At 67.3% G+C, this 1321-nt stretch carries 2 protein-coding genes; both read right to left on the bottom strand.

The genetic code is table 11. The features are described from left to right. Nucleotides 1-186: hypothetical protein (locus HUK84_RS18640; protein WP_176641557.1), on the bottom strand; the 186-nt coding region annotated here is incomplete at its 3' end. A gap of 37 nt (nucleotides 187-223) precedes the next feature. After that, nucleotides 224-1033: a type I methionyl aminopeptidase gene (map, locus tag HUK84_RS18635; RefSeq protein ID WP_176641556.1), complete on the bottom strand. Its 810-nt coding sequence runs from the start codon at nucleotides 1031-1033 to the stop codon at nucleotides 224-226. Between the last annotated feature and the right edge of the window lie 288 nt (nucleotides 1034-1321).

The raw sequence follows: 1321 nt of genomic DNA, 5'->3' as shown, positions 1-1321 counted from the left end.
GTGTGCGCCGACCGCCGGGGCCAGCGGCGCCAGGGTCGACCCCGCCACGGAGCCAGCCGGACCGAAGGTCAGCGCATCATTCTGCAGGACCGGCGCCGCCCGGGCGGAAAGCTCCCCGCCGGCAAGCATGGAGCCCGCCAGCAAGGTCGCGGCAATGCGGCGTCGCAGCATGGAAATGCGCATCATCTATCCTTCGATCGTGGGGAAGAGGAAAAAGCGCCGGTCAGGCCGGCGGGTCGTAGGGCGGATGGTCCAGCCCGGCGGGAGACAGGGTGAAGATTTCACACCCGTCCTGGGTCACGCCCAGCATATGTTCGAACTGCGCCGACAGGGACCGGTCGCGCGTGACCGCCGTCCAGCCGTCATCCAGAACCTTCACGTCTGGGCGGCCGGCGTTGAGCATGGGTTCGATGGTGAAGAACATGCCGGGCTGCAGCACCAGCCCCTGGCCCGGACGGCCGTAATGCAGCACGTTCGGCGCGGCATGGAAGCTGCGGCCGATGCCGTGGCCGCAGAAATCGCGCACCACCGAGAAACGGTGCGATTCGGCATAGACCTGGATCGCATGGCCGATATCGCCCAGGGTCCTGCCCGGCCGCACCTCGGCAATGCCGAGCATCAGGGCCTTGTAGGTCGCGTCGATCAGCTTCTCGGCCCGGCGGGGGATGGCGCCCACGGTGAACATGCGGCTGGTATCGCCGTACCAGCCGTCGAGGATCACGGTCACGTCGATATTCAGGATGTCGCCGTCCTGGAGGATTCGTTCGCCCGGAATGCCGTGGCAGACCACATGGTTGAGCGAGATGCAGCTGGATTTGGGATAGCCGCGATAGCCCAGGGTGGCCGGCACGCCGCCATGATCCATCATGAAATCATGAATCAACTGGTCCAGCGCACCGGTCGAGATGCCGGCGCGGACATGGGGGACGATCATGTCCAGGGTGCGCGCCGCCAACTGGCCCGCCGCGCGCATGCCGGCGAAATCCTCCGGCGTGTGCAGAATGACCCGCCGTGCGTCCGTATCCCCGTCCATGTCGTTGTCCCTTCGTACCCATCAATGCAGCCGCGGAACGGCGCCCTTAATGGGGGATAAATGCGCGGGACATTCTGCCAAGGCAAGGGCGCGCGTCCCGCCCGACCCATTCGGCGGGGGTCAGCCGTGATTATGCCCGTGCCGGCGATGCGCCGCATGACCCGCGACGATCATGTGGACGACATGGGGCGAGACGTGAGAGACGGCATGGCCGCGCCCGTGATGGGCCACCCCGCGGCGATGCGGCGCGGCGGGCAGTTCGGCGACCTGCTCGGGCCCCGCATAGCC

Origin of the sequence: Nguyenibacter vanlangensis (genome assembly GCF_013376155.1) — a bacterium.
In the GTDB taxonomy this organism is placed as follows: Bacteria; Pseudomonadota; Alphaproteobacteria; order Acetobacterales; family Acetobacteraceae; genus Gluconacetobacter; species Gluconacetobacter vanlangensis.
The sequence above is the reverse complement of the archived record's forward strand: the minus strand, read 5'-3'. Positions and strand labels throughout refer to the sequence as shown.

Bases quoted from the DNA above. Each gene is read 5' to 3' on its own strand.
- map (WP_176641556.1), bottom strand. From the start codon at position 1,033: ATGGACGGGGATACGGACGCACGGCGGGTCATTCTGCACACGCCGGAG.